Source organism: Rudaea sp. (assembly GCF_036383415.1).
In the GTDB taxonomy this organism is placed as follows: Bacteria; Pseudomonadota; Gammaproteobacteria; order Xanthomonadales; family Rhodanobacteraceae; genus Rudaea.
In genome coordinates, this window is sequence record NZ_DASVOK010000204.1 from 1 (window position 1) to 1,679 (window position 1,679).

The following is a 1,679-nucleotide window of genomic DNA, read 5'->3' on the forward strand; positions in this document are numbered from 1 at the left end:
ACTCCACGGATTGCATCGCCGCGATGGTAGCAGTTGAGTCGCTTCGTCGCGTCGCTCAACCGCGATGATAGGGATGATTGCCGAGCAGGCTCACCGCGCGATAGAGCTGCTCGGCGAGGACGATGCGCACGAGCGGATGCGGCAGCGTCGCCGGGCCGAGCGACCAGCGCTGGTTCGCGCGCTCGAGCGCCGCGGGCGCGAGGCCTTCGGGACCGCCGACAAGAAATGCCAGATCACGCCCGTCCATGCGCCAGCGCGCGAGCTGCTCGGCCAGTTGTTCGCTGCTGTACGGCTTGCCGCGACCGTCCAGCGCGATGGCCTGCGCGCTCTTCGGAATCGCCGCGAGCATCAACGCGCCCTCGTCCGCGATCACGCGCGCAGTGTCGTTCGTGCGCCCGCGCAGTTTGCTAGTGATTTCGACGAGCTGCAGCGGCAACTCGTGCGACAGGCGCTTGGCGTATTCGTTATAACCTTCGCTGACCCACGAAGGCATCTTCTCGCCGACGGCGATCAGCGTGGCGCGCATGGGCCATCGGCGATTTGCGGCACGCTAAGCGCCATTCGCCGCGCCAAGGCGCGGATCAACCAGCAACCGCCGCCCGCGCCATGTCGTCGCCCACGGTCCACAACCGCTCCAGCCCGTAGAACTCGCGCACACGCGGCAGCATGACATGGACGATGATGTCTCCGAGGTCGACGAGCACCCATTCGGCTTCGCGCTGACCCTCGACGCCGAGCGGCTGCATGCCGGCCTGCTTGGCGAACTTGACCACTTCATCGGCCAGCGACTTGACGTGGCGCGTCGACGTGCCGCTCGCGACGATCAGGTGATCGGCGATCGAGGTCTTGCCGCGCACGTCGATCTCCTGCACGTTCTGCGCCTTGAGGTTGTCGAGCGCATCGCGCACGCGCACACGCAGCAACTCGACCGGATCGGTGGGGAGTTGGGGCTTTTTCGGTTTCGGTGCCGAAACTTTTTTCGGCTTTGCCGCGGCGATTTTCTTCGCGGGCTTCTTCGCCGCCTTGCTCACCGTTTTCACGGCGGCCTTTTTCGCGACGGATTTCGATGCAGGGCGTTTCACTGCGGATTTCGCGCCAACCGTCTTGCGCGGCGCGCGGGTCGATGGGGTTTTGGTCGAAGTAGGCAAAAACGTATCACCTTGGTCGAATGCACGGGCGGCCGGGAAGCCGCGCGGCCAGAATATACGCCGATTTGGGAGCGAGGGAAGTGTCGCGGACGCGACTGTTTGGTGTCGGCTCAGCCCTTGCGCCGATACGGTGCGAGCAGGGCGGGATCGGCCAGCAATGCCTCGGGGATCAGCCAGCGCGGCTCGCGGCCCGCGGCAAGCAACGCACGCACCTGGCTTGCGGAAATATCCAGTGGCGTGACCGGAATGCTGAGCACCTTGCCGGCCGGGGTTTCCTGCAATTCGCGTGGCGAACGCGCACGGCGTGGCACCGCTTCGCCGACGAGTTCGCCCGACCACGGCTCGGTGCGCCCGGGCCGGGTCAGCATGACAATGTGGGCGAGACGGAACAGCTGTCGCCACTCGCGCCAGGTCGGCAGCGAGCCGAACGCGTCGGCGCCGACGAGCAGGATCAGCGGCTGCGTCTCGCCGAATTCCGCGCGCAGGCCGCGCAACGTATCGACCGTGTATGACGCGCCTTCGCGGCGCAGT

3 protein-coding genes are annotated in these 1,679 nt (G+C 66.3%); all 3 read right to left on the reverse strand.

The annotated features are described in order from the left end of the window. Positions 1-55: 55 nt before the first annotated feature. Complete coding sequence (gene rlmH, locus VF497_RS08065; RefSeq protein WP_330887480.1) at positions 56-526, reverse strand: 23S rRNA (pseudouridine(1915)-N(3))-methyltransferase RlmH; 471 nt, start codon at positions 524-526, stop codon at positions 56-58. A 55-nt stretch (positions 527-581) separates the two neighbouring features. After that, positions 582-923, reverse strand: a complete 342-nt coding sequence (gene rsfS / locus VF497_RS08070) for a ribosome silencing factor (protein ID WP_330887482.1) — start codon at positions 921-923, stop codon at positions 582-584. A 335-nt stretch (positions 924-1,258) separates the two neighbouring features. Beyond that, positions 1,259-1,679 (reverse strand): nicotinate-nicotinamide nucleotide adenylyltransferase (locus VF497_RS08075; RefSeq protein WP_414706868.1); only part of this gene is annotated, 421 nt, incomplete at its 5' end.

Coding starts and splice junctions, on each gene's coding strand:
- rlmH (WP_330887480.1), bottom strand. CDS start 526: ATGCGCGCCACGCTGATCGCCGTCGGCGAGAAGATGCCTTCGTGGGTC.